Here is a 19,303-nt window from a genome sequence, read left to right on the forward strand (position 1 = left end):
CCTACACCCGGCACTCCGCCATCAGCTTCCGCATGAAGGCCTCACCGGCAGCTACCTGCTCCAGCGTGATGTATTCGTCCGGCTGATGCGCCTGGTCGATCGAGCCCGGGCCGCAGACGATCGTCGGCAGGCCCGCGCGCTGGAAATGCCCGGCCTCGGTCGCATAGGCGACGGCGATGGTGCGATTGCGCCCGGCGAGGCGCATCACCAGCGTCTCCGCCTCCGAACCGGGATCGGGCGCCAGGCCCGGCACGTCCGAGCTCATCACCGTCTCGATCGCGGCCGACGGCGCCGTCTTGCTCATTCGGGCCAGCACCTCCTCCGAAAGCCTGGCGAACCGTGCCGGCACCTCCTCGGGATCGGAGCCCGGCAGCGTGCGCACCTCCCAAGCGAGATCGCAGCGATCGGCCAGGATGTTGCGGGCAATGCCGCCATGGAACTTGCCGATATGGACGGTGTCGTAGGGCGGGTCGAAGCGGCCGCTCTCGTCGAGGCGGGCTTCGTGCTCGTCGGCCATGGCGACGAGGCCGGCTGCAAGCCGCGTCCCGGCATGGACCGCGCTGGCGCCGAGATGCGGCTTCGAGGAATGCGCCGCAAAGCCGGTGATCGTGGTGAAAAAGGTGCGGATGCCCTTATGCGCGTCGGCGAGTTCGAGCGAGGTCGGCTCGCCGACGATGACGGCGCGCGGCTTGGGCAGGCTCTTGCCCATCGCGGCGATGCCATCGACCACGCCGAGGCAGGTCACCTCCTCGTCATAGGAGAAGAACAGGTGGATCGGTGTCTTCAGGTTCGCCGCCAGGAAATCCGGCACCAGCGCCAGCGCCAGCGCGACAAAGCCCTTCATGTCGACCGAGCCGCGGCCATAGGCTCGGCCGTCCTCGACATGTAGGGTGAATGGGTCGCGCGACCAGGCCTGGCCCTCGACCGGCACGACATCGGTATGGCCGGAGAGCACGATGCCGCCCTGGTCCTGCGGGCCGATCGTGGCGAAGAGCGCCGCCTTGTCGCCGGTCGCATTGGGGAAGCGCACCGACGGCACGCCCCAGCCCGTGAGGTAGTCCTCGACGAAGGCGATCAGCTCGAGATTGGATTTGTGGCTCACCGTGTCGAAGGCGACGAGACGGGCGAGCATGTCGAGCGGCTGGTAGCGCTGCCCGGTCGGTGTTGCAGTCGTCAATGCAGGACCTTCTTCACATAGGGCGAGTCGAGCGGAAAGAGCGGCACCTCGACATCGAAGATCGCGCCGTCCTCGCCGAGCATGGCGTAAAAGCCGCGCATGCTGCCGTCGGGCGTCATCAGCGGGCAGCCCGAGGTATAGCTGAAGCGCTCGCCCGGCTGCAGCACCGGTTGTTGACCGATCACGCCGTCGCCGCGGACCTCGTGCACCTCGCCGCGCCCGTCGGTGATGACCCAGTGGCGCGTCATCAACTGCACGGTGCGGGGCGACAGATTCACGATCTCGATCGTATAGGCCCAGAAATAGCGGCTCTGGTCGGGCGTGGACTCAGAGTCCATGAATTTGGGCGAGGCGGTGACGCGCACGCCATGCGTTTCGGCCTGGTACATGATCGCGGCTCCGTGCCGCCGCATGGCGGCGGACGCCGGTGTGGCGGGAAGGCCTTGTTATGACTTGAGGCGGCGCAGCGTCAATGCCGCCAATCGGCTGTAGACCCGATGATCAGCGGTTGCGCGGGCATGTGGAAAACGTAGCGTCGGACTCGCCAGCGGCTCCCCGGTGCGGCAGGAAGAACGATCAATCTCGCGGCTGGCTGGCTGGCTTTGCGCCGCGCTTCACAAGGTGGTCTGATAGCGCCATGGCGACATCGCCCGACATGCTGGCCGAGATCGCGACCGCGCCGGCTTCGCTCGCCGGCCCCTCCGGCGTGCTGCCGCGCCAGGACATCCGCAAGCTCGTCCATCGCGGCATGGTCCGCTCGACCTCCGGCACCTTCGCCGAGAGCCAGTACCAGCCGGCGAGCCTCGACCTAAGGCTCGGCCACAAGGCCTATCGCGTCCGCGCCAGCTTCCTGCCCGGCCCGAACAAGAGCGTCGCCCAGATGCTCGCCGATCTGACCCAGGACGAGGTCTCGCTCGAGGAGGGCGCGATCCTCGAGAAGAACTGCGTCTATGTCGTCGAGCTGATGGAGTCGCTGCACGAACTGCCGGCGACGATCTCGGCTTTCGCCAATCCGAAGAGCTCGACCGGCCGGCTCGACGTCTTCACCCGCCTGATCGCCGACCGCAGCGAGGCCTTCGACAGCGTCGCCGGCGGTTATTCCGGCAAGCTCTATGCCGAGATCTCGCCGTCGAGCTTCTCGATCAAGGTGCGCAAAGGCAGCCGCCTCAACCAGTTGCGCTTCCGCCGCCGCAGCTCCGGCCAGGAGGAGGCGGAGAGCTTCCGCGTCTCCGACCGGGAGCTGCGCGAGGTCCATCGCCGCACGGCGCTGGTCGATGGTCCCGCGACGATCCGCAATGGTCTCCTGTTCAGCATCCATCTTGGCGATGCCGAGGGCGAGATCATCGGCTACCAGGCCCAGCGCTTCACCGACGTGATCGATGTCGATCGTGTCGGCGGCTACGAGATCGACGATTTCTGGACGCCGATCCCGGCCAAGCGCAAGCGGCTCATCCTCGACCCGCACCAGTTCTACATCCTCGCCTCGAAGGAGCGGCTGCACATTCCGCCGGCCTTCGCCGCGGAGATGGCGCCGATCGATCCGGCCATGGGCGAGTTCCGCGTCCACTATGCCGGTTTCTTCGACCCCGGCTTCGGCGTCGGCGCCGACGGCGTGCCCGGCAGCCGCGGCGTGCTCGAAGTCAGGAGCCATGAGGTGCCCTTCCTGCTCGAGGATGGGCAGGTGGTCGGGCGCCTCGCCTTCGAGCGCATGGCAGCCGAGCCGGACGCTCTCTATGGGGCGATCGGAACCTCGAACTATCAGGGTCAGGCGCTGAAGCTCTCCAAGCATTTCCGCAGCTAGCCTCGGAGTAAAAACCGCTCACTCTTCGTGGTCGGCCCAATTCTTCGTTCGCCGCAAATTCCTGTTTCGAAGAACCGTTTTCGCCGAGTGCCTACCGGACAGCGTTTCCGGTTCGGCGGCAAGAAACGGAGTTTGGCTGGAACGACGCCTCCCTAGCCTTCGATCCAGGTCATCGAGCGGTTTCGATGACTGTCAGAGATCGATGAGAGGGCCTGTTCCAATGAGCAAGGAATACGACAACAAAGCCGTGGTGGTGCGCTGGTTCACCGAGTTCTGGGGCAAGGAGGTCAATCTCGCAGTCGTCGACGAGATCGCCGCGCCCGACATGCTGCTCAAATATTCCCTGCACGAGCCGCGCCGGGGCCATGACGACATCAAGGCGTTCATGACCGACTTCCGCGCTGCGTTCCCCGATCTCAACTTCTGGGGCACGGCGGATCTGATCGCCGAGGGCGACTATGTCGTCGGTCAGTGGGAGGGCGGCGGCACGCATACGGGCGCGGTTTTCGACGATGTCCTGCCCGGCTATGAGGCTCTCCCCGCTGCGTCCGGCCGCAAGATGCATTTCACTGGCACGACCGTCCTGAAGGTGATCGACGGCAAGATCGTCGAGGAGATCGGCCTGGACGACGGCCTGACCGCGATGACCCAGCTCGGCCTCGTCAAGGCCGCCTGACCAGGAACGGGCGCGCTTCGGCAGGCGACACGCGCTGCAGAAGCGGCAAGGGCTCGCGCGTCCGGCGCGGGCCCTTGCCTTTTCCGTTTGCCGCCAATGCGGCGCGAGCGTGCCGGCAGGGGTCTCCAGGCAGCCCGGTCAAAGCCAGGCGGAAATCGGGTGGCGGGCATCGAACTCGCCAGCAAGGATCGGAGTGTGACGGAGGCTGGTCGCAGGCACGGTCGAACAAGGACATTGCGAGATGACGGCGATGACGATCGCGACAAGGCCCGCGCTGGGCCCGAGAATGCCGATCCTGTCCGCCGCGGACGACCCGCGCTGGGCGCGCATCGTCGCGCGCGACAAGAATGCCGACGGCCAACTCTGGTATTCCGTCGCGACGACCGGGGTCTATTGTCGCGCGTCCTGCCCGTCGCGCACGGCCAATCCCCGGAATGTCACGCTCCACGACACGCTGGAGAGCGCACGGGCGACGGGTTTCCGGCCCTGCCGGCGCTGCAATCCGGAGGGCCCTTCGCTCGACTGCGAAAACGCTGCCCTTGTCGCCAAGGCCTGCCGAGTTATCGAGGAGAGCGAGGAAGAGCCTTCGCTGGAGGCGTTGGCGGAGGCGGTCGGCCGCAGCCCGAGCTATTTCCACCGCGTCTTCAAAGCCGCGACCGGCCTGACGCCGAAGGACTACGCGGCGGGCGAGCGGGCGAAGAAGGTTCGCGAAGGCCTGGATGCCGGCAGCAGTGTCACCGAGGCGATCTACGATGCCGGCTTCAATTCGAGCGGCCGCTTCTACGAGAAGTCGACCGGCATGCTCGGCATGACGCCGACGCAGTATCGCGGCGGCGGCGCCGATGAGGAGATTAGGTTCGCGGTCGGCCAGAGTGTCCTCGGGGCGATCCTGGTCGCGTCGAGCACGAAGGGCGTCGCCTCGATCCTGCTCGGCGACGATCCCGAAGCCCTCGTCCGCAATCTCCAGGACCGTTTTCCGAAGGCACGACTGATCGGCGCCGACCGCGAATATGAAGCGCTGGTCGCTCGCGTCGTCGGCTTCGTCGAGAATCCCGCTGTCGGCCTGGACCTGCCGCTCGACGTGCGCGGCAGCGCCTTCCAGCGGCGTGTCTGGCAGGCGCTGCAGGCGATCCCGGTCGGCGAGCGCGTAGCCTATTCCGAGATCGCCCGCCGCATCGGCTCGCCGGCTTCGGTGCGCGCCGTGGCGGGAGCCTGCGCGGCGAACACGCTCGCCGTGGCCATTCCCTGCCATCGCGTGGTTCGCCACGACGGCGCGCTCTCGGGCTATGCCTGGGGCGTCGAGCGCAAGCGAACTTTGCTCGATCGGGAAGCACGCAGCGGCTGAGAAGGACCATCGGAAACATGGTCTCGCGTGGCGGAATCGATGCAAGGACGAGCCGACGCAGGTTGTCCGGGACCGAGGCGGCCATTGCCGAGTTCGCCGCGCTCGCCCGCGGCAATCCCGACAAGGCGCTGGTCATGGCCTATATCGGCCAGCTCGTCGCGGCTGGCTTTGCCGCCTGGGAGAAGCGCGACAATGGCGAGATCGAGGTCCGCTTCGCCACCGGCGAGACCTATCTGCTGGCCGAAACGACGATCCTGCGGCTCGCCTGAGAAAACCCGCCCGGCAGAGACCCGGGGGCCGGGGCCCATAGGTCGGGCTTTCGTCGTGACGCACGGCTCCGCGTCTGCAGCGTGTCGGTTTGAGCGCAAGGATCGGAGTTCGGGAGCCCGCTGCCGCACCTAGTCTTCGATCAGGACGAGCTGAACATGGAGCTAGGACGATGAACCTCATGATCACCCCGGACATGGCGCGGGTCGCCGCTTACGACTGGGCGGCGCTCGCTGGCGAGCTCGACGGCTTCGGCTGCGCCGTCCTGCCCGGGCTGCTGACGCCGGAGGAGTGCCGCGCGGTCGCGGCGCTCTATCCCGACGAGAGCCATTTTCGCAGCCATATCGTCATGGCGCGCCACGGCTTCGGCAAGGGTGAGTACCGCTATTTCAGGTACCCGCTCCCCGATCTGATCGGCGGCTTGCGAACGGCGCTTTATCCGCATCTCGCCGGCGTCGCTAATGCCTGGAACGCCCGCATGGGGATCGAGGAGCGCTATCCCGATGCCCACGCCGCGTTCCTGAAGCAGTGCCACGAGGCCGGACAGGCGCGCCCGACGCCGTTGCTGCTGCAATACGTCCCGGGCGACTTCAACTGCCTGCACCAGGACCTCTATGGCGACCTCGCCTTTCCGATCCAGGTCGCCATCCTGCTCTCCGAGCCGGGGCGTGACTTCACGGGCGGCGAGTTCGCCCTGACCGAGCAGCGCCCGCGCATGCAAAGCCGTGTCGAGGTCGTGCCGCTGCGCCAGGGCGATGCCGTCGCCTTTGCCGTCCATAACCGGCCGGTGCAGGGCTCGAAGGGGAATTATCGCGTCAATCTGCGCCATGGCGTCAGCCGTGTCCGCTCCGGCAGGCGCCACACCGTCGGCATCATCTTTCATGATGCACGCTGACGACGCGCATCGGCTTGTTCGATGTGATCGTCAGTGCAAGGAGCCCCGGCGATTTGACCGCCGGGGTTTCGCGTGTCGGTTTCGAAGTCTTCGCTGCGTCGGTCAATCCAGCCCGGCGAGCTCCATCACCGCGTCTGCGGTCTCTGCTCACGCGAGAGCAGCGCCCGCTTGCGCCTGACACCCCAGCGATAGCCCGAGATCGAGCCGTCCTTCCTGATGACGCGATGGCAGGGAACGATGACAGCGACAGCGTTGTTGGCGATCGCCTGCGTCACGTCGCGCGGGTCGCGCGTGCCGAGTTTGGACGCCAGCGCACCATAGTTCGTGGTCTCGCCCGGCGGGATCTCCCGGAGCATCTGCCAGACTGTCACGTCATAGGGCGTGCCGCGCAGATCGAGCGGCAGATCGCAAGCGGTCGTCGGGTCATCGATCACGCGCGCCACAGTCGCGGCAACTTCCGCTAGCCCATCCTGGCTGTGCTCCGAAATGGCATCCGGAAAACGGGCCTGCAGTGCAGTCTCCATCGCCGCACGATCGGAGCTGAATTCAACGGCGACGATCCCCTTGTCGGAGATCGCGACCAGGAAGTCGCCGAGGGAGCTGATCCCCCATGCAAAGCGGATGATCTCTTTCATCGTCCCAATCCTCGAAACTGAGTGTCGGGTGAGCATAGGAACCCGCGCAGCAAACCTCTCTCCGGCCCTTGCTTTCAAATCGAAAAGTGCTCCCTGGCCGATTCTGTCCAATGATGCTGGAAGGATCCGGCGGAAGGATTCTGCCAGGCGCCGAAGCTCTCCAGGCAGGCTCCGCTCGGCCTGGGCAGCGGCCGCGTCGATGGCGCCTGTGGGGTCGGGAAGAGGTCGATCTCCCGAGCGGCCGGTTCAACCCTTCGTTAGCCGCAAATCGGAACCGGCGCTCAAAAGTTGCCCTCACGGCAACCTTCGGGGCGACAAAATGGCGATTCCGTGTCAGATGGCAGCAAGCGCCGATGGCGTTGCCGGCCATTGGCCTGCGGCGTGTTCAAGCTTGTGTCACCGGCGGGAGGCCGTTGCCGCCTTCCGCTTCATGGCTTTCGTGGCCAAATGTCTACAGGGAAAGGATTTCTCATGCGCGCCCTCATCATCGCCGGCGTTCTCGCCGCCGCCCTCGGCGGCTGCCAGAGCGTCGAGCAATCGGCCGCGGAAGCCGACACGGTCTGCATTGATGCCGGCCACAAGCCCGGCACCCGCGCCTTCGAGCGCTGCCGCAGCGACGTGTTCCAGAGTTTCCGCCGCTCCAACGCCCAGGCCAGCAATGCGGTCGCGGCGGGTGTCGTCGCCGGCGCTGTCGGCGGTGCGGTCATCGCCGCTTCGTCCCGCCGTCACTATGGCTATTATGGCTGCGGCTATTATGGCTGCTGGTAAGGCAGGCAGCGCCTGAACCGAGCCGCGCCGGGCGACAGGGGCCCGGCGCGGTTCTCTTCATTCGCGGCGAAATCTCTTCTCGACCGGCTTGCGGCCGGCCGCTCCGCCCGGCTATACGGGCTACAGCGCGGGCGTAGTTCAGTGGTAGAACGTCAGCTTCCCAAGCTGAATGTCGTCGGTTCGATCCCGATCGCCCGCTCCAATCATTCGACCATCGGATCTTCTGCTTCTTTCGGAGGATCCCTGCGGCATGAACGCCGCTTCCGGCCAGCGGCCGGCGGCGCTAGATTGCTGCCATGAGCGCAACCCCGCAGATCGAGACTGAAGGTGCAGCCCCGGCGTCCCGGCTCGGCCTCTGGCTTCTCGCCGGTGGCTTCGGCCTGCTGCTGGCGGCAGGCCTGCTGCTCTGGTGGCGCGAGGGCGATCGCCTGTTCACCGATGGGCTGATCGCAGCGCTTCTGGCCTGCTTCTGAGCGGCGTTTCGTCCGCCTTCGAGGAATTCCCCGTGAACCGCCGCCTGCTCCTGCCCCTGCTGGTCTTCGTGCTTGGCGCTACCGCGCTCGCTGCCGCCGCTTTCATCACCTTTGCGCCCGGATCACGTCAGGGCGGGCAGAATCTCGCCTCGAGCGTTGGCGGGCCGTTCACGCTCACCAGCGGCGAGGGCAAGACGCTGACCGACAAGGATCTGCGTGGCGCGCCCTTCCTGGTCTTCTTCGGCTTCACCCATTGCCCGGACATCTGCCCGACCAAGCTGTTCGAGATCTCGGAAGTGTTGCGCGCGGCCGGTGCGAAGGGCGACAAGCTCAAGGCGCTGTTCATCACGGTCGATCCCGAGCGCGACACGGCCGAGACGATGAAGAGCTATCTCGGCTCCTTCGATCCGCGGATCGTCGGGCTGACCGGTGACCGCGCTGCGGTCGACGCCACGATCAAGGCCTATCGCGCCTATGCCCGCAAGGTGCCGCTCAAGGACGGCGACTACACCATGGACCATACCGCCCTGGTCTATCTGATGGACAAGAATGGCGGTTTCGTCGGAGCCTTCAATATCGAGCGTCCACCGGCGGAGGCGGCGCAGGAGTGGTTGCGGCATCTGTAGCCATGCCGGGAGCGGGCTGGGCGGAGCTGCGATAGCGCGAGGAGCGAGCCAGTCCGTGCGCGGTCTTGTTCCAGACGAAGCGACGGTCGAGGTAGTCGTACAAGGCCAGCCACGCTGCGAGCGAGATCAGCAGATGGTAGACCGGCAACAGCGGCAGCCAGCGCCATAGCCCGGGTGCGCCGCGTCGCCAGGCGCCGAGCGCAGGCACCAGGAAGAGCACGCAGATCCCGCTCGCGGTGAGCACCAAAGCGAGCGAGGACACCAGCATCTCGAGCGGCTGTCCGGTCGTGAACAGCGAGCCTTCCAGCCAGATCGTGACGGCTGCCACGATGAAGAACGGATAGCCGAGCATGCCGAGAAGCGTGCCGAACAACAGCGCAAGCAAGGTCAGCGTCGCCGCTATGCCGGCTTCGCGCAGCAATTGCCACGGCGACAGGAGGTGGCTGATCAGGGTCTGCAGATAGCCTTTGTGCCAGCGCGTGCGCTGCTTGAGCCAACCGCGCAGCGTGGCCGGCGCCTCCTCCAGGGTATGGCAAGGCAGGTCGGCCATATAGCCGCCGGCGCGGACGAGCCGGAAGCCGATATCGGCGTCCTCCGTGACGTTCCAGGGGTCCCAGCCGCCGATGCGCCGCAACGCCTCGGTGCGGAAATGGTTCGAGGTGCCGCCCAGCATGATCGGCAGGCCGGCTTGCAGCAGGCCGGGATTGAGCACGTCGAACAGCCCGGCATACTCCAGCGCGAAGCAACCGCTGAGCCAGCTGTCCTCGGTATTGTCGATGACGAGATGAGCCTGCAGGCAGGCAAGGTCGCCATCGGAGCGCAGGAAGCGCGCCGCTGCCAGCCGAAGTTGGCGCGGGTCGGGAATGTCCTCGGCGTCGAAAATGGTGAACAGCTCGCCGCGCGCCTCCGCCAGCGCGATGTTGAGCGCGCGCGGTTTGGTCTGCGGCAGTCCACGCGGAACGATCATGACCTGCATGAACGGGGGAAGTTCGCGCGCCGCAAGGAGGCGGCGCAGACCCCAGTCGATTTCCTCGACGAGAATGCGGATGTCGAGCTTGGCGACGGGGTAGTCGATCGCAGACAGGGCTTCGATCAACTGGTCGAGGACATTCTCCTCGCCGAAGATCGGGACGGCGACGGTGTAGATCGGCAGGCGGCTGTCGTCGATCTGCCAGCGATGATCGTGCCAGAGGTCGAGTTGCGGCTTCTCTATCAAGGCAGCGAGCCGCAGGATGATGGTGGCGAAGAAGAGCGGGCCCAAAGCGAGGGCGATGCCGGTCAGCGTCGTGACCGGCGCCAGCGTGCCGATCACCGAAAAGAGGCCGACGAGGAGAAAGGCGACGAGTTTCTGGAGCCAGTTTGAGCCGGTTCGGGCGCTGAAGCGCTGAAGCCCCGCTTCATCCGTCCAGGCCGCCTTGCGCGCGAGCGGTTCGGCATTGCTACGCCGCAGCTCGGCCGCCAGCGTCGATGGCGTCAGCATCACCAAATCTCGTCGGGCATGGGGCTTCGCTGCGAGGAAACGGCGCAGCGCCCGCCCGGGCGGCGGCGCGACAGCGAAGCGGAGCGGGCTGTCTGGGCGTGTGCTCGTGACCGCTACACCCTCGCGCAGGATCGCCGAGATGTCCCCGCCCGGCTGCAGGGGCGGCGGGCGCGACTGGAAGCGCAGGCCGAGCTCGGCCGCCAGCGCACGGTAGAGTTGCTCTTCCGTGACGAGACCGGAGGCGATGACCTGCCGGCTTGGTGCGACGCCGATCCGCTCGGCAAGTTGGGTAGCCTCCCGCAATCCTGCGGGCGGCACGCCGTGGTCGGCCAGGAAGGCGATCTCGGCGGGCAGGCCGAACACGCGCATCTCAGCTGCGCCGGCCTGCGGCCAAGCTAAAGCCTCCATCCCCATCCCCTCGGGGCCGCAGCGGAGTGCTTCCGCAGTCGACAACAACTTATGGTTGCTTAACCATACGTCAGAGTCGAGTCGGGAGATGGCGGCCGGCGCCCGGCCGCTTCAGCAAGCCGTCACCGTGGGGTTGGGGAGGCTTGAAAGAGGCGGTTCAGATCATTTGCATACAAATAAGGCGAGCCTGCCGTTTCCCGCAGCAGCGTCCGAACTGTCGACGATGTCGCGAGTCGGCAGCGCCCCAGCCTGTGCTTGATGCCCAATCGCGATAGAACCGGCGATCGATCCAACCCCTTAATTTATCGCCGAATCTGTACGGTGGGACGGCGCATGAGCAGGGTTTCACTTCGCGGTTGCGAACGGCTTTCCGCGCGATAGTCTCGCTCCCCGGCTGCCGCGAGCAGTTTGCAAGTCGTCGAGCTCAAATCGCTTGACAAGCTTGAAATCCGTTGAGATCGTTGTTTGCATACAAATGAAATTTGGACGTGAGCGTCCGGCCTGCTGCAACGATAACGATCGGCGGCGTGCCTCAATGGGAGAGTGACATGACCGCTTGGCTTGGCTTGAATTCGTTCAATCGTCTCGCGGCCATGGCCGCTGCGGCCGTCCTCACCTTGCAGGCGCCGGCACGCGCCGAGGAGATTTCCGTCACCCAATGGGGCGCCAGCATGTATGGCGCGCCTTATGCGGTGGCGATGGAGAAAGGCCTGTTCAAGCAGGCCGGCATCGACATCACCGGCATCATCGGCTCGGGCGGCGGCGGCACCACGGTGCGCAACATTCTCGCCAGCGCGACGCCCTATGGCGAGGTCGCCGTCTCGGCCGCGCTCGCCGCCAAGGCGCAGGGGCTCGACCTGATCATCGTCAACACCGGCACGCGCAGCGTCGCCGAGGCCTCGATGGTCGTCATGCCGAACTCCGAGCTCAAGAGCGTCGAGGATCTCGCCGGCAAGAAGGTCGCGATCACCTCGCCGAAATCAGTTTCCGAAATGCTGCTGCTGATGGTGCTGCGCGAGAAGGGCGTCGACCAGGGCAAGGTCCAGCGCGTCGCGGCGGGCGGCTATGTCCCGGCGCTGACCATGCTCGAGCAGAACGCGGTCGTCGGCTCGGTGCTGATCGAGCCGCTCTCGATCATCCGCAAGGACAAGTACCGCACGCTCTACAGGGCCGGCGACATTCTGAAGCCGATGACGACCTCGGTCGGCATCACTACGCGCAAATTCGCGCAGGAGAACCCCGAGAAGCTCAAGGCGATCCTCGCCGGCCGCCGCGCCGGCGTGCAGGCGATCTACAAGGACCCGGCCGAGACCGCCAAGATCATCGAGAAGCTCTACAAGCTCGATGCGCCGATCGCCAAGGAAGCGGTCGACAACATGATCCCGCCGAAGATGTGGAGCGAGGGCGAGTTCAACGTCGCCGAGCTCAACCGCATGGTCGAAGGCCTGAAGCTGATCGGCGAGGTCAAGAGCGACGTCGACTGGTCGACTGTGCTCGACAAGTCCTATCTGCCGGCCGACCTGCAGGCGAAGCAATGAGCGCGGCGTCAGGGGCCAAGGTCGTGCCGCTCGCTCCCCAGGCTGCAGCCGTCCCGGCCCATGCAAGGCTGCGCGGTGTCACCCGGGTCTTCCAGCTGCCGAAATCGACGCTGCATGCACTCGGCCCGGTCGATCTCGACCTGGCCAAGGGCGAGTTCTTCTCGGTGGTCGGCCCCTCCGGCTGCGGCAAGTCGACCCTGCTCGACATTCTCGCTGGCCTGAGCGCGCCGCAGTCGGGCACCGCCGAGTTCGAGGGCAAGCCGGTCGACGGCGTGCCCGATGGCGTCGGCGTCGTCTTCCAGGAGGACGCGTCGTTTCCCTGGCTCAATGTCCGCGACAATGTCGCCTTCGGGCTGCGGCGCGCCGGCATGGATCCGGCCGAGATCACCCGGCGCGTCGATTATGCCGTCGGTTTCATGGGACTGAAGGACTTCGCCGGCTCCTATCCGGCGCAACTCTCCGGCGGCATGCGCCAGCGTGTCTGCATCGCCCGCACCCTGGTCCTGCAGCCGCGATTGATCCTGCTCGACGAGCCCTTCGGCGCGCTCGACCAGCAGACCCGCCTGCTGATGGGCGATGAATTGCTGCGGCTCTGGCGCGAGACCTCCGCCACCGTGCTGCTGATCACCCACGCGCTCGACGAGGCGGCGATGCTGTCGGATCGCGTCGGCGTGATGTCGACAAGGCCGGGCACCTTCATCGACTTCGTCGAGACCGGCTGGGAGCGAGACCGCGACAGCCGCGTCGTCTCCACCCCGCATTTCGGCGACATCACCGCCCGACTCTGGGAAAAGCTGCGCATCGAAGCGCTGAAGATCATGTCGGCCGGAAAGGCCTGAGCCATGTCCGAGAAATGGCTGCGCGTTGCGGTCGTCACCGCGATGATCCTGCTGGTCGAGGCGCTTTGCCGCATCGGCGTCATTCCGCGCATGGTAATGATCGCCCCGTCCGACATGGTCGTCGAGCTCGGCAAGATCCTGGCTTCCGGCCAGTTCTCGGCGGATATCGCGATCACCTTCACCAATATCGCGATCTCGACCGTGCTCTCGGTCCTGCTCGGCTTCGCCGCCGGCGTGATCATTTATTCGCTGCCGAGCCTGCGCGACGCGATCGAGCCGCTGCTGGCGAGCTATTACGCCGTCCCGACCTTCGTCTTCTACCCGATCTTCATCACCCTCTTCGGCGTTGGCTCGGCCTCGATCATCGCCATCGCCGTGCTGCTCGCCATCGTCTCGATGATCACGGCGACGCTGAACGGGCTCGACCGCATCCCGCGCGTGCTGCGCAAGACCGGGCAGATCTACCGGATGTCACGGGTCAAGACCGCGCTCCTGATTGAGCTGCCGGCGGCGACGCCCTATCTCTTCACCGGGGTCAAGCTCTCGGTCGCCTATTCCTTCATCGGCGTGATCGCCTCGGAATTCATCCTCTCCGGCGCCGGTGTCGGCTACGCCATCGCCTATGCCTACAACCTGTTCGAGAACGGGCATATGTACGCGCTGATGCTGCTCGTCCTGATCGTCGTCACCGTCGTCAACACCTTCCTCAACATGATCGATCGGCGCCTCCAGGCGCGCCGGCAGCGGTGACGCCATGACAGCTCTCATGCCACGGTCAGCCGGCACGCTCGTCGTCCTCCTCGCCCTCATCGTGCTCTGGCAGGGCCTGCATCTCCTGGTCGGGGCCTCCTCGCTGGCCTCACCGGTGCAGACTGTCAGCAAGCTCGCTTCCCTGCTCGCGACCGGCGAGTTCTGGCTCAACATCTCCGAGACGATGCGGGCCTTCGTCGCCGCCTTCGCGATCTCGCTCTTCGGCGGCATCGCGCTCGGCATCGTGCTCGGCGTGCGCAAGCTCGCCGGCAATGTCGCCGAGCCGATCCTGACGACGCTCTATTCGATCCCCAAGGTCGTGCTCTATCCGCTGGTGCTGCTCTGTTTCGGCCTCGGTATCTCCGCCAAGATCGCCTTCGGCGTGATGCATGGGCTGATCCCGATCACGCTGTTCTCGATGAACGCGATCCGCCAGATGAAGCCGGTCTATCGCCGGACTTCGCAGGTGATGCGGCTCTCACCGTCGCAGAACGCCTTCACCGTGATCATGCCGGCGATCCTGCCCGAGATCATCTCGGGCGTCAGGCTCGGCTTCTCGCTGACATTGCTCGGCGTGCTGATCGGCGAGATGTTCGCCTCGCAGCGCGGTCTCGGCTTCCTGCTGACCAGCGCGATCAATATCGGCCAGATCGACACGATCATGGCGATCGCTTTGCTGCTGACCGTCTTCGCGGTCACCTGCAACGCGCTGATGATGCGCTTCGACCGGCGCCTGACGCACCGCTAGAGCTCGCTTTGAGAGCTTGCGCGGACTGCGCCGCTCATGCAGGTTGCGCCCGACTCGTTCCGCTCGCCGCGGATTGCGCCCTGCACTGGAAAAGCCATGAACCTCTATCGGTCCGGCACTGCCGCCGTTCTCGTCGTCCTGCTGGGCGGCTGCGTCTCGCGCGAGGAGCCGGTTGCCACCGAGCCTGCTCCGGCGATGCGGACGCGGGTAGTGCGGACGGCGCCGCCAACGGATCGCGGCAATCTCGATCTCGGACTGCCTCCGGCCCGCGAGGGCGGACCGGCCTATGTCCGCTCCGGCGTCACCAGCTCGCCTCGCTCAGGCGAGCTTTATGGTGGCGGCACTCTGCCAGCGGGCTTCTGAGGTCCCGCTTCTCCGTCTGCGAACAATCCAGCGTCGCTCAGGTATCGACCGTCGCGTTCAGCGCGTTGGTCTGGATGAATTCGCGGCGCGGCTCGACCACGTCGCCCATCAGCTTGACAAAGAGGTCGTCGGCCTCGTCGTTCTGGTCGTTCTTGACCCGCAGCAGCGAGCGCACGTCGCGGTCGAGCGTCGTCTCCCAGAGCTGGTCGGGATTCATCTCGCCGAGGCCCTTGTAGCGCTGCAGCGAAACGCCCTTCTTGCCGATGGCGTTGACCGCGTCGAACAGGTCGCTCGGGCCGTTGACGATATGGTCGTCGCCCTTGCGGCTGAGCACGCCCGGCTTGGCGTAGGCCTCCTGCAGCGACGAGCCTGCCGCATCGAGCTTGCGGGCCTCGGCGCTGGCGAGCAGCCCGGAATCGAGCAGGACGACCTGCTTCACGCCGCGCACCAGTCGCGAGAAGATGAAGCCGCCATCGGCCGCCTTGCCCTCCCAGCCGCGCTCGATCTCGTCGGAGATCGCGTCGAGCCGGCGCGCGACATAGGACGCCGCCTCGGTGAGTTCAGCTTCGCTGCGTTCGCCATGCGGACGTAAGGCGCCGGCGATCGCGGTCTGCTCGACGACGCGCCGGTCATAGCGCGAATGCAGCTGCGACAGCGTGTGGCGGATACTGCGCGCTTCCTCGATCAGGGCGCGCAGATCGGCGCCGCCGCGCTCGCTGCCCTCGCCGGTGCGGAACACGGCGCCGTCGAGCGCCGAATCGACCAGGTAGTCCTCGAGCGCGCGCTCGTCCTTGAGATAGGTCTGTGATTTGCCGCGCGCCGCCTTGTAGAGCGGCGGCTGGGCGATGAAGAGGTGGCCGCGTTCGAGCAACTCCGGCATCTGCCGGTAGAAGAAGGTCAAGAGCAATGTGCGGATATGGGCGCCGTCCACGTCCGCGTCGGTCATGATGATGATCTTGTGGTAGCGCAGCTTCTCGATGTTGAAGGCGCCTGAATCCTTCTCGTCGCGGCCGATGCCGGTACCGAGCGCGGTGATCAGCGTGCCGACCTGGTCGGAAGACAGCATCTTGTCGAAGCGCGCCCGCTCAACGTTGAGGATCTTGCCGCGCAGCGGCAGGACGGCCTGGTATTCGCGGGCGCGGCCCTGCTTGGCCGAGCCGCCGGCCGAGTCACCCTCGACGATGAAGAGCTCGGACTTGGCCGGATCCCTCTCCTGACAGTCGGCGAGCTTGCCGGGGAGCGAGGCGATGTCGAGCGCGCCTTTACGCCGGGTGAGATCGCGCGCCTTGCGCGCCGCTTCGCGGGCTGCGGCGGCCTCGGCGACCTTGCCGACGATGGTCTTGGCCTCGTTCGGATGCTCTTCGAGCCAGGTCGAGAGTGCCTGGTTGACGACATTCTCGACAACCGGACGGACTTCCGACGAAACCAGCTTGTCCTTGGTCTGCGAGGAGAACTTCGGATCGGGCACCTTGACCGAGACGATCGCGGTCAGGCCCTCGCGGCAATCATCGCCGGTGAGCGAGACCTTCTCCTTCTTCGAAATGCCGGAAGTCTCGGCATAGCCAGTAACCTGTCGCGTCAGCGCGGCACGGAAGCCGGCGAGATGGGTGCCGCCATCGCGCTGCGGGATGTTGTTGGTGAAGCAGAGCACGTTCTCGTGGTAGCTGTCGTTCCACCACAGCGCGACGTCGACGGTGATGCCGTCCTTCTCGTTCGAGAGCATCACCGGCTTGGCGATGATCGGCGTCTTGGCGCGGTCGAGATAGCGCACGAAGGCCTCGACGCCGCCCTCGTACATCAGCTCTTCGCGCACGACCTCGGCATGGCGGGCATCGGTCAGGACGATGCGCACGCCCGAATTGAGGAAGGCGAGCTCGCGCAGCCGATGTTCGAGCGTCTTGTAGTCGAACTCGATCATCGTGAAGGTTTCTTGGGAGGGCGTGAACGTCACCTCCGTACCGCGCTTGTCGCCGGCCGGGCCGACCACGGCGAGCGGGGCAACCGCGTCGCCATGGCGGAACTCCATGAAATGCTCGTTGCCGGCGCGCCAGATGCGCAGCTTCAGCGAGACCGAGAGCGCGTTGACGACGGAGACGCCGACGCCGTGCAGGCCGCCCGAGACCTTGTAGGAATTCTGGTCGAACTTACCGCCGGCATGGAGCTGGGTCATGATGACCTCGGCCGCCGAGATGCCTTCCTCGCTGTGGATATCGGTCGGGATGCCGCGACCATTGTCCGAGACAGTCACCGAACCGTCGGCGTTCAGCGTCACCGTGACGAGGTCGGCATGGCCGGCGAGCGCCTCGTCGATGGCGTTGTCGACCACCTCATAGACCATGTGGTGCAGGCCCGAGCCGTCATCGGTGTCGCCGATATACATGCCCGGGCGCTTGCGGACCGCGTCGAGGCCCTTGAGCACCTTGATCGAGTCGGCGCCGTAGTCTTCGGCGCCGTTGGTGACGTCTGTCATGCGGGAGGTCCTTCGGCGGGCGAGCACGGCGCCCGCGGATCAACTTGATTCGGCTTACGAATATAAGCGCTCAGGATGGCTTTTTCACGTGCGTGCGCACGCGTACGCGAGAGAGGGTCTTCTAGCCCGAAAACGTCGCGATCGCATCCAGGAAAACCTCGCCGTACTGCGCGAGCTTGCGTTCGCCGATACCTTCGATGCCACGCATCTGGTCGAGGCCGAGCGGCCGCTCGCGCGCCATGGCGATCAGCGTCCGGTCGGTGAAGATGATGTAGGCGGCGACGCCTTCCTCGCGGGCGATGCTCAGGCGCAATTGGCGCAGATGCTCGAACAGGGCAGCGGTGTCGCCATCGAGCCCGTCGGCACGTGCCGCCTCGCGCTGGCCGCGGCGCGAGCGGCGCTCGGCGAGCGGATCGACCCGCACCGCGATCGGCTCGCGCCCGAACAGGATGTCCTCGCCCTTCGCCGTCAGACAGAAACCGCCATGCTCGATGCTGGCTTCGGCGAGCGCGCCGGCAGCGAAGAGCTTGCGCGTCAGCGCCATCCAGGCGCCCTTGGGCTTGTCGTTGCCGACGCCGAAGGTCTTCAGCCCGTCATGGTTCTGGCGCCGGATCGCTTCTGTCGCCGTGCCGGTCAGGATATCGGCGAGATGGCCGGCGCCGTAGCGCTGGCCGGAGCGGATCACCGCCGAGAGCAGCTTGCGCGCATCGAGCGTGGCATCGCCGAGCTCGGGTGCGGCCGGGCCACAGAGGTCGCAGCGGAACTCCGCCTGGCCATGCCGGCAAGGCGGCACCTGCTCGCCGAAATAGGACAACAGCGCCGAACGCCGGCAGAGCGCCGATTCGCACAGGTCGATCATCGCGTTGAGACGCTTGTGCTCGATGCGCCGGCGTTCGTCGTCGATCTGCTTCTCGTCGATCTGGCGCCGGCGCAGCGCCATGTCGTCGATGCCGTAAAGGGTCAGCGTATCCGCCGGCAGGCCGTCGCGCCCGGCACGGCCGATCTCTTGGTAATAGCTCTCGATCGAGCCCGGCATGTCGGCATGGACGACGAAGCGGACATCGGGCTTGTTGATGCCCATGCCGAAGGCGATCGTCGCGCAGACGACGACGCCGTCCTCCTGCAGGAAGATGTCCTGGTTGCGGTTGCGCTGCGCCTGCTCCAGCCCGGCATGGTAGGGATAGGCCTTCCAGCCCTTCTCGCTCAGGCCCTGTGCCAGCCGTTCGGTGCGGCCGCGCGACGAGCAGTAGACGATGCCCGAGCCGCCGCGATGCACCTTCAGGAAGTCGTCGATCTGCCGGCGCGGCTGCTCCTTCGGTGCGAAGGCGAGCTTGAGGTTCGGCCGATCGAACGAATGGATCACCAGCTTCGGCGGCTGCGGGAAGAGCTGCTGGGCGATGTCGGCCTGGGTCTGGCGGTCGGCGGTCGCCGTCAGCGCCGTTACCGGGACGTCGCCCAATGCCTCCCGGACCTTCGAGAGCAGCCGGTACTCCGGTCGGAAATCATGGCCCCATTGCGAGACGCAATGCGCTTCGTCGATGGCGAGCCGGGCGACGCCGAGCCGACGCAGACGGGCGACGAGGCCCTCGCCCGCCAGTCGCTCCGGCGAGACGAAGAGCAGGCTTAAGTTCCCGGAATTGAGCTTGTCCCAGGCCTGGGCCGCCTCAGCCTCGCTGTTCATCGAGTTGAGCGAGGCGGCCGATACGCCGGCGCGCACCAATTGGCCGACCTGGTCGCGCATCAAGGCGATCAAGGGCGAGACCACCAGCGTCAGCCCGCCCGCGACCAGCGCCGGCAGCTGGTAGCACATCGACTTGCCTGAGCCGGTCGGCATCACCGCGAAGACGTCGCCGCCAGCGAGCGCGGCCTCGATCACCTCCCATTGTCCAGGGCGGAAATCGTCATAGCCGAAGACCGACTTCAGGATCGCGCGGGCTTCTGATTCGCGGGGCGACGACATCCGCCGGATGTGCCGGATTCGCAAGGTCATGGCCAGCCATTGCGCGATTCCGTCCCCGGTTCGCGCAAGCCGGGTTGATTGGCC

The 19,303-nt window shown here is 66.2% G+C and carries 19 protein-coding genes and 1 tRNA gene; 14 read left to right on the top strand and 6 right to left on the bottom strand.

What is annotated here, in order from left to right:
- Position 1 precedes the first annotated feature (1 nt).
- Positions 2 to 1,177 (bottom strand): acetylornithine deacetylase, encoded by a 1,176-nt coding sequence (gene argE / locus AC07O0_RS15720; RefSeq protein WP_494624625.1) that lies wholly within the window; start codon positions 1,175 to 1,177, stop codon positions 2 to 4.
- On the bottom strand, positions 1,174 to 1,566 hold the full coding sequence (gene apaG / locus AC07O0_RS15725; RefSeq protein WP_494624626.1) for a Co2+/Mg2+ efflux facilitator ApaG/CorD: 393 nt from the start codon (positions 1,564 to 1,566) through the stop codon (positions 1,174 to 1,176). The genes argE and apaG overlap by 4 nt, the downstream gene beginning before the upstream one ends.
- Before the next feature lie 248 nt (positions 1,567 to 1,814).
- Between apaG and AC07O0_RS15730 the strand changes: the two genes are divergently transcribed.
- The 5 genes from AC07O0_RS15730 to AC07O0_RS15750 all read left to right on the top strand — a co-directional run bounded on the left by AC07O0_RS15730 (position 1,815) and on the right by AC07O0_RS15750 (position 6,161).
- Positions 1,815 to 2,978, top strand: a complete 1,164-nt coding sequence (locus AC07O0_RS15730; protein WP_494624627.1) for a 2'-deoxycytidine 5'-triphosphate deaminase — start codon at positions 1,815 to 1,817, stop codon at positions 2,976 to 2,978.
- A 220-nt stretch (positions 2,979 to 3,198) separates the two neighbouring features.
- Positions 3,199 to 3,654: an ester cyclase gene (locus AC07O0_RS15735; RefSeq protein WP_494624628.1), complete on the top strand. Its 456-nt coding sequence runs from the start codon at positions 3,199 to 3,201 to the stop codon at positions 3,652 to 3,654.
- Between the two features lie 241 nt (positions 3,655 to 3,895).
- Positions 3,896 to 4,999, top strand: a complete 1,104-nt coding sequence (ada, locus tag AC07O0_RS15740) for a bifunctional DNA-binding transcriptional regulator/O6-methylguanine-DNA methyltransferase Ada (protein WP_494624629.1) — start codon at positions 3,896 to 3,898, stop codon at positions 4,997 to 4,999.
- 62 nt (positions 5,000 to 5,061) lie between these two features.
- Positions 5,062 to 5,268, top strand: a complete 207-nt coding sequence (locus tag AC07O0_RS15745; RefSeq protein WP_494624630.1) for a hypothetical protein — start codon at positions 5,062 to 5,064, stop codon at positions 5,266 to 5,268.
- Between the two features lie 170 nt (positions 5,269 to 5,438).
- Positions 5,439 to 6,161, top strand: coding sequence for a 2OG-Fe(II) oxygenase (locus tag AC07O0_RS15750; protein WP_494624631.1), 723 nt, complete (start codon positions 5,439 to 5,441; stop codon positions 6,159 to 6,161).
- Between the two features lie 125 nt (positions 6,162 to 6,286).
- On the opposite strand, the gene AC07O0_RS15755 is transcribed toward AC07O0_RS15750, so the two are convergent.
- Positions 6,287 to 6,796: a methylated-DNA--[protein]-cysteine S-methyltransferase gene (locus tag AC07O0_RS15755; RefSeq protein WP_494624632.1), complete on the bottom strand. Its 510-nt coding sequence runs from the start codon at positions 6,794 to 6,796 to the stop codon at positions 6,287 to 6,289.
- A 471-nt stretch (positions 6,797 to 7,267) separates the two neighbouring features.
- Here AC07O0_RS15755 and AC07O0_RS15760 point away from each other — a divergent pair, with 471 nt between their 5' ends.
- The 4 genes from AC07O0_RS15760 to AC07O0_RS15775 all read left to right on the top strand — a co-directional run bounded on the left by AC07O0_RS15760 (position 7,268) and on the right by AC07O0_RS15775 (position 8,663).
- Positions 7,268 to 7,564 carry a hypothetical protein gene (locus tag AC07O0_RS15760; RefSeq protein ID WP_494624633.1) on the top strand — a complete coding sequence of 99 codons (297 nt, stop codon included), beginning with the start codon at positions 7,268 to 7,270 and terminating at the stop codon, positions 7,562 to 7,564.
- A gap of 127 nt (positions 7,565 to 7,691) precedes the next feature.
- Positions 7,692 to 7,766 (top strand) — tRNA-Gly (locus AC07O0_RS15765).
- Between the two features lie 94 nt (positions 7,767 to 7,860).
- Positions 7,861 to 8,037 carry a hypothetical protein gene (locus tag AC07O0_RS15770; RefSeq protein WP_454029059.1) on the top strand — a complete coding sequence of 59 codons (177 nt, stop codon included), beginning with the start codon at positions 7,861 to 7,863 and terminating at the stop codon, positions 8,035 to 8,037.
- A 32-nt stretch (positions 8,038 to 8,069) separates the two neighbouring features.
- Complete coding sequence (locus tag AC07O0_RS15775) at positions 8,070 to 8,663, top strand: SCO family protein (RefSeq protein ID WP_494624634.1); 594 nt, start codon at positions 8,070 to 8,072, stop codon at positions 8,661 to 8,663.
- Here AC07O0_RS15775 and AC07O0_RS15780 read toward each other — a convergent pair.
- The gene (locus AC07O0_RS15780) at positions 8,608 to 10,551 is read right to left on the bottom strand and encodes a glycosyltransferase (protein WP_494624635.1); all 1,944 of its coding nucleotides are present in this window, start codon (positions 10,549 to 10,551) and stop codon (positions 8,608 to 8,610) included. The two genes, AC07O0_RS15775 and AC07O0_RS15780, sit on opposite strands and share 56 nt — an antisense overlap.
- A gap of 548 nt (positions 10,552 to 11,099) precedes the next feature.
- Between AC07O0_RS15780 and AC07O0_RS15785 the strand changes: the two genes are divergently transcribed.
- The 5 genes from AC07O0_RS15785 (at position 11,100) to AC07O0_RS15805 (ending at position 14,789) form a co-directional block, all read left to right on the top strand.
- Positions 11,100 to 12,089 carry an ABC transporter substrate-binding protein gene (locus tag AC07O0_RS15785; RefSeq protein WP_494624636.1) on the top strand — a complete coding sequence of 330 codons (990 nt, stop codon included), beginning with the start codon at positions 11,100 to 11,102 and terminating at the stop codon, positions 12,087 to 12,089.
- On the top strand, positions 12,086 to 12,928 hold the full coding sequence (locus tag AC07O0_RS15790; protein WP_494624637.1) for an ABC transporter ATP-binding protein: 843 nt from the start codon (positions 12,086 to 12,088) through the stop codon (positions 12,926 to 12,928). The genes AC07O0_RS15785 and AC07O0_RS15790 overlap by 4 nt, the downstream gene beginning before the upstream one ends.
- Positions 12,929 to 12,931: 3 nt before the next feature.
- Positions 12,932 to 13,678: an ABC transporter permease gene (locus tag AC07O0_RS15795; RefSeq protein WP_494624638.1), complete on the top strand. Its 747-nt coding sequence runs from the start codon at positions 12,932 to 12,934 to the stop codon at positions 13,676 to 13,678.
- Positions 13,679 to 13,694: 16 nt separating this feature from the next.
- Complete coding sequence (locus tag AC07O0_RS15800; protein WP_494624639.1) at positions 13,695 to 14,426, top strand: ABC transporter permease; 732 nt, start codon at positions 13,695 to 13,697, stop codon at positions 14,424 to 14,426.
- A gap of 96 nt (positions 14,427 to 14,522) precedes the next feature.
- Positions 14,523 to 14,789, top strand: a complete 267-nt coding sequence (locus AC07O0_RS15805) for a hypothetical protein (protein WP_494624640.1) — start codon at positions 14,523 to 14,525, stop codon at positions 14,787 to 14,789.
- A gap of 37 nt (positions 14,790 to 14,826) precedes the next feature.
- Here the strand turns inward: AC07O0_RS15805 and gyrB are convergent, their stop codons facing one another.
- Both gyrB and recQ read right to left on the bottom strand, forming a co-directional pair.
- A complete protein-coding gene (gene gyrB, locus AC07O0_RS15810) occupies positions 14,827 to 17,259 on the bottom strand; it encodes a DNA topoisomerase (ATP-hydrolyzing) subunit B (RefSeq protein WP_494624641.1) in 2,433 nt (810 codons plus the stop codon).
- Between the two features lie 121 nt (positions 17,260 to 17,380).
- The gene (gene recQ, locus AC07O0_RS15815) at positions 17,381 to 19,219 is read right to left on the bottom strand and encodes a DNA helicase RecQ (protein ID WP_494624642.1); all 1,839 of its coding nucleotides are present in this window, start codon (positions 19,217 to 19,219) and stop codon (positions 17,381 to 17,383) included.
- Positions 19,220 to 19,303: the final 84 nt, after the last annotated feature.

It is taken from the genome of Allobosea sp. GW821-FHT10B12 (genome assembly GCF_059415545.1).

What these genes read in the sequence shown, in the direction of transcription:
- AC07O0_RS15760 (WP_494624633.1), top strand. Translation starts at nt 7,268, where the DNA reads ATGCGCGCCCTCATCATCGCCGGCGTTCTCGCCGCCGCCCTCGGCGGC.
- AC07O0_RS15735 (WP_494624628.1), top strand. Translation starts at nt 3,199, where the DNA reads ATGAGCAAGGAATACGACAACAAAGCCGTGGTGGTGCGCTGGTTCACC.
- AC07O0_RS15780 (WP_494624635.1), bottom strand. Translation starts at nt 10,551, where the DNA reads ATGGAGGCTTTAGCTTGGCCGCAGGCCGGCGCAGCTGAGATGCGCGTG.
- apaG (WP_494624626.1), bottom strand. Translation starts at nt 1,566, where the DNA reads ATGTACCAGGCCGAAACGCATGGCGTGCGCGTCACCGCCTCGCCCAAA.
- AC07O0_RS15755 (WP_494624632.1), bottom strand. Translation starts at nt 6,796, where the DNA reads ATGAAAGAGATCATCCGCTTTGCATGGGGGATCAGCTCCCTCGGCGAC.
- gyrB (WP_494624641.1), bottom strand. Translation starts at nt 17,259, where the DNA reads ATGACAGACGTCACCAACGGCGCCGAAGACTACGGCGCCGACTCGATC.
- AC07O0_RS15785 (WP_494624636.1), top strand. Translation starts at nt 11,100, where the DNA reads ATGACCGCTTGGCTTGGCTTGAATTCGTTCAATCGTCTCGCGGCCATG.
- AC07O0_RS15770 (WP_454029059.1), top strand. Translation starts at nt 7,861, where the DNA reads ATGAGCGCAACCCCGCAGATCGAGACTGAAGGTGCAGCCCCGGCGTCC.
- ada (WP_494624629.1), top strand. Translation starts at nt 3,896, where the DNA reads ATGACGGCGATGACGATCGCGACAAGGCCCGCGCTGGGCCCGAGAATG.
- AC07O0_RS15805 (WP_494624640.1), top strand. Translation starts at nt 14,523, where the DNA reads ATGAACCTCTATCGGTCCGGCACTGCCGCCGTTCTCGTCGTCCTGCTG.
- AC07O0_RS15750 (WP_494624631.1), top strand. Translation starts at nt 5,439, where the DNA reads ATGAACCTCATGATCACCCCGGACATGGCGCGGGTCGCCGCTTACGAC.
- AC07O0_RS15800 (WP_494624639.1), top strand. Translation starts at nt 13,695, where the DNA reads ATGCCACGGTCAGCCGGCACGCTCGTCGTCCTCCTCGCCCTCATCGTG.
- AC07O0_RS15790 (WP_494624637.1), top strand. Translation starts at nt 12,086, where the DNA reads ATGAGCGCGGCGTCAGGGGCCAAGGTCGTGCCGCTCGCTCCCCAGGCT.
- AC07O0_RS15730 (WP_494624627.1), top strand. Translation starts at nt 1,815, where the DNA reads ATGGCGACATCGCCCGACATGCTGGCCGAGATCGCGACCGCGCCGGCT.
- AC07O0_RS15795 (WP_494624638.1), top strand. Translation starts at nt 12,932, where the DNA reads ATGTCCGAGAAATGGCTGCGCGTTGCGGTCGTCACCGCGATGATCCTG.
- recQ (WP_494624642.1), bottom strand. Translation starts at nt 19,219, where the DNA reads ATGTCGTCGCCCCGCGAATCAGAAGCCCGCGCGATCCTGAAGTCGGTC.